Annotated in this window: 2 protein-coding genes; both read left to right on the plus strand. The window is 66.8% G+C overall.

The window, feature by feature from the left end:
* The first annotated feature begins 279 nt into the window (after positions 1-279).
* Positions 280-4,404 (plus strand): class I SAM-dependent methyltransferase, encoded by a 4,125-nt coding sequence (locus VFB33_00850; GenBank protein HZO80215.1) that lies wholly within the window; start codon positions 280-282, stop codon positions 4,402-4,404.
* 27 nt (positions 4,405-4,431) lie between these two features.
* Positions 4,432-4,642, plus strand: a 211-nt coding sequence (locus tag VFB33_00855) for a hypothetical protein (GenBank protein ID HZO80216.1), incomplete at its 3' end; no start/stop codon positions are given.

Below are 4,642 nucleotides of genomic sequence, written 5' to 3' on the forward strand. Positions count from 1 at the left end.
CATTCACGGCACCCCGGAACAGGTGCGCGAGCGGCTCGAAGAGATGGTCGCGGCCGGCGCCAACCACCTGCTGCTCAACCCGGTGTCGAACTATGCCGAGCAGCTCGAGGCGCTGGCCGAGATCGTCGGGCTGAAATGACCGACCGCAGTCTTAAAGACGCCGCGACCATAAGGTTGCATAACGCAACTGAAAAAATATAATGAACTCAATCCGGCAAGTTGTCGCTGAAAGCAAATTCTAGTCGCCGGATGCGCTAATAACGCAAGTCAGTTACAGCGATGTCGGAAGCGGAAGATCGACCGGCCGGGTCGGACGGCGAGTGGCGCATCGGTCGCGACTGGGCGGCCACGTGGCGCGTCCTGACCGATCCCGTGCTCGACCCCTTGTTCTGGCGGGCCGAACGGCTGGGGCAGGCGAGCGCATGGTGGGAGCATGTGCCGTTTGCGCGCTGGCTGGTTTGCGCCACAATGCCTCGCGTCTTTGTCGAGTTGGGAACCCAATCGGGTGTTTCGTACGCCGCGTTCTGCCAGGCGGTGTTGTGCGCCGGCCTGGCGACGCGCTGCCATGCTGTTGATACGTGGCAAGGCGATGCGCAGGCGGGTTTTTACGGCGAAGCGGTGTTCGATGAGTTCCGCCGATTCCACGATGAGACTTTCGGCGCATTCTCGACCTTATTGCGCTGCTCCTTCGACGATGCGCTCGACCGGATCGAGGACGGAGAGGTCGATCTTCTGCACATCGACGGTCTGCACAGTTACGAGGCGGTAAGCCGCGATTTCGAACATTGGCAGCGCAAGATGTCCGATCGCGGCGTCGTGTTGTTCCACGACATCAACGAGCGGAACGAAAGTTTTGGGGTCTGGCGGCTATGGAGCGAACTGCGACGGCGCCATCCTGCCTTCGAATTCCTGCACGGGCATGGACTCGGCGTGCTCGCAGTCGGCGCGGAGCCACCCGCCCCGGTGCGCGCCCTTTGCGAGCTGACGCACCCGGCCGCGGTCGCGACGGTCCGGACGCGCTTTGCGCGACTGGGCGAGCATTGGCTGACCGACACCCGGGCCCGCATGCTGGCGCAGGAGGCTGAACGCCTGCGGGCACGCGTAGAGGAGGCCGAGGCCGCGGCTGCGGCTGCCGGTCGGAGCGCCGGACAGGCGGCGGCCGAAGCAGTCCAGGCGCGCGAGCGCGCGGCCGCAGCCGAAGCCGAGGCGGCGCGGGCGACCGAGAAGGCGCGACAAGCGGATACGCTTGCCGCTCGCGTGGCCCAAGCGGAAGCGACAGCCCGCCGACGCAGCGCCGAAGCCACCGCCGTGATTGCCAAACTGACGGGGCGCATCGAGCGAACCGAGGCGGCGCTGGCGGAGGCCCGGGCCGAGCATGATCGCGTGCTTAGCTCGACGACGTGGCAGATGACGCGGCCTGTCCGCGCCATTGCGGCGTATCTTCCGGCGCGGCTGCGGCGAACGATCCGCGCCACCGCAAGGTTCGGATGGCGGCTTTTCGCCCGGCCCGCCCCGCCAGCCGCGTCGGCTGCGGCGCCGTCCAGTCCGCCCGCCCTGTCGTATGCAGTCTCCGATGTCCGGAGCAGAGCGCTTCGGTTCGTCTACATATCAGGCGAGCCCGATACGCCCGGCCATCGTTATCGCGTCGCGCGCCCGGCCGCGACTGCCGCAGCCTTGGGCGCCGAGACCAGCGTGATCAGCGTGGCCGACATCCCGGCCAGCCTCGGCGAGATCGCGGTAGCCGATGCGCTGGTCATCTGGCGGGCACCATGGGACCAGCGAATCGCCGACGCAATCGGCGAGGCCCGGCAGGGCGGCGCCAAAATCCTGTTCGACGTCGACGACCTGATGATTGACCCGGACGCGGCGAAGGCGGACATCATAGACGGCATCCGCAGCCAAAACCTGAGCGAAGAGGAGGTTGCGGCGCATTACGCACTGGTGCGCCAAACGATGATGTCGGCCGATCTGTGCATCGCGCCGACGGAAGAGCTGGCACAAGAGGCACGTCGCGCATTCATGCCCGCCATCGTGCTGCCGAACGGCCTCGACCGCGAGACGATCGCCGCCTCGCGACTCGCCGCGCGGCGCCGCCGGGAGATCGGAGCCTTGCGCGAGCCAGTGCTGCGCATCGGCTACGCAGTCGGAACGCGCACGCACCAGCGTGATTTCGCTGCGTGCGCCGATGCCGTCGCCGCGGTGCTGCGGGCACGTCCGGACAGCCGACTCGTGCTGTTTCGCTTGCCCCAGCTTGCCACTCTCGATCTTGACGAATTTCCCGGCTTTAACGGCCTGGAACGCCAGATCGAGTGGCGCGACCTTGTCCCGCTCGAGCGGTTGCCCGAGGAGATTGCGCGCTTCGACGTCAACCTGGCGCCGCTCGAGGCCGAAAATCGCTTTTGCGAGGCCAAAAGCGAGCTGAAGCTGTTCGAGGCCGCCCTCGTCGATGTGCCGACGATCGCATCGCCGACCGGGCCGTTCCGGCGCGCGATCCGTCATGGCGAGACCGGGTTCCTCGCGATTACAGCAAGGGATTGGGAAGAGGCGCTGACACGGCTGGCCGACGACGCAGAATTGCGCCGTCGAATCTCGCGGGCAGCGCGCCGCGAGGCGTTGTGGCGCTTCGGGCCGGAGCGCCGCGCCGAGATTGTCGCGTCCGTGTTCGACTTCGTCAGAGGCAGGCGCGAGGCGGCGCGTTCCTTCGCGCTCGATATTTGCCGCGATGGAGAGCGCCTCGCCGAACCGCCGCTTGCCGAGCACGATGTCGTGTTCGAGGCCGACCGCGGCGGCCTCGCCGAGGTCACTGTAGTGGTTCCGCTCCATAACTATGCCCACCATGTCGAGGAGGCACTCGATTCCGTAGCGGGACAAAGCCTTGCGGAACTCGATCTCGTTGTCGTCGAAGACCGCTCGACCGACAATTCGCTGGCAGTCGCCACGCGCTGGATGAAAGCGCACGCTTCCCGCTTCAACCGCATCGTATTGCTGCGCAACCGGACGAACTCGGGCCTGGCCCGCACCCGCAACACCGGTTTTGATGCCGCCGACACGCCGTTTGTCTTACCGCTCGATGCCGATAACCGCCTATTGCCGCAGTGCGCCGCCAGGTGCCTGAAGACTCTTAAGGAAAGCGGCGCCGCGTTCGCCTATCCGGCGATCCGCAAGTTCGGGACCGGCGGTGGTGTCATGGGCGACCCGGAATATCGCCCGCATCGGCTAATCGGCGGCAACTACATCGACGCGATGGCCCTGGTCGCCAAGGCCGCGTGGATCGCCGTCGGCGGCTATAATCACGGCCGCGGTGGCTGGGAGGATTTCGCCTTCTGGTGCCGGCTCGCAGAGCGCGGATTCTGGGGAGAGCGGGTGCCGGGCGAACCGCTCGCCGAGTACCGCGTGCACGACGGCTCGATGATCCAGCAAGTAAGCCAGGAGCCAAAAAAGCTGCGCCGGATGATGGACGAGGTCGGCGCGGTCCATCCTTGGCTGCGCTTGGTGTGGCCCTTACCTTCGCCCGAGCCGGCGCCGGATCGCGCGATCTCCTCGGCGAAGAGCGTGAACGGCAACAGGGTCGATCGTCTGTTGCCCTTGCTGCGCTGCCCCGAAACCGCCCAGCCTTTGAAACTTGCGCTGGGGGGCGACGCGCTGGAATCGGAAAACGGCTCGCGACGTTGGCCGATCGTTTTCGGGCGGCCAGTATTGTTTCCCGGCATGGGGGTGCCCGAGGTGAATCCCGACTCGCACCTGAGCAACCCGCTGCCGGACACGGCGCTGGCGCTAATCAACGGCACGACTGGGCCGGTATTGCACTTGAGCGCTGGCGGAACCGCCAGGCGCTTTGACCACGTGGTCGAGGTGGAAGCCGCCGTATTTCGCCACACCGATCTGATAGCGGACGTACACCGGCTGCCGTTTGCCGACGGGGTGTTCGACGCCGCGATCGCGCTCAACGCTTTCGAACACTATCGCGACCCGCGCGCCGCCGCTCGCGAAATCCGTCGCGTGCTGCGTCCCGGAGGCCGCGTACTGATCCGCACCGCGTTCATGCAGCCGCTGCACGAAGCTCCCTGGCATTTCTACAACTGCACCCGCTATGGTTTGGAGGCTTGGCTGGAAGGCTTCGATACCGAGAAACTGCATGTCTCCCCAAATTTTCATCCCGGCTATTCGCTGTCCTGGCTTGTCTCGGAGCTGGATGCAGCGTTGCGCAAGCACGCGTCCCCGGCGGAGGCGGACGCATTTCTGGGGATGCCGGTGGGGCGGACGCTGTCGCTGTGGCGCGAGCCTAACGGCGCCGGCGAGACCGAACCGCTTTGGAGCAGCCTTGCCGCACTGCCGCAAGAAGTGCAGGAGACCACCGCCGCCGGATTCGAGTTTCTCGGCCGGAAGCCGCTTTCCCGCTGCTAGCGTCCCGTACCGGGCGTCGGTCGCGCGATGACCCGGTCTGCGGTCGGGGATGCGCCGAAGCGGCGGGAGGACCGCCGCTTCCTCACCGGGCGCGGGTGCTATCTCGACGACCTTGCGTTCGCGGGGCTGGCCCAGGCGGTGGTGCTGCGCTCGCCGCACGCGCATGCCCGCATCGAACGGCTCGACGCGGCGGCGGCGCGGCGCTTGCCGGGGGTGCTCGCGGTATTGACCGCGGCCG

Source organism: Candidatus Binataceae bacterium, assembly GCA_035650475.1.
Taxonomy (GTDB): Bacteria; Desulfobacterota; Binatia; order Binatales; family Binataceae; genus JAKAVN01.

Bases quoted from the DNA above. Each gene is read 5' to 3' on its own strand.
- VFB33_00850 (HZO80215.1), top strand. From the start codon at position 280: ATGTCGGAAGCGGAAGATCGACCGGCCGGGTCGGACGGCGAGTGGCGC.